The organism is Massilia eburnea, assembly GCF_009720745.1.
Taxonomy (GTDB): Bacteria; Pseudomonadota; Gammaproteobacteria; order Burkholderiales; family Burkholderiaceae_D; genus Rugamonas; species Rugamonas eburnea.
The window spans coordinates 1-262 of the sequence record NZ_WNKX01000092.1 but is presented as its reverse complement, the minus strand read 5'-3'; the positions used below and the strand labels follow the sequence as shown (position 1 = coordinate 262).

1 rRNA gene is annotated in these 262 nt (G+C 55.7%); it reads left to right on the top strand.

Annotated features, from left to right (window positions below):
• Positions 1-262, top strand: a 16S ribosomal RNA gene (locus tag GM658_RS28700); the annotation flags it as partial.

Below are 262 nucleotides of genomic sequence, written 5' to 3'. Positions count from 1 at the left end.
CGCGGGCTTCGGCCTGGCGGCGAGTGGCGAACGGGTGAGTAATATATCGGAACGTACCCAAGAGTGGGGGATAACGTAGCGAAAGTTACGCTAATACCGCATACGATCTAAGGATGAAAGCAGGGGACCGCAAGGCCTTGTGCTCCTGGAGCGGCCGATATCTGATTAGCTAGTTGGTGAGGTAAAGGCTCACCAAGGCAACGATCAGTAGCTGGTCTGAGAGGACGACCAGCCACACTGGAACTGAGACACGGTCCAGACT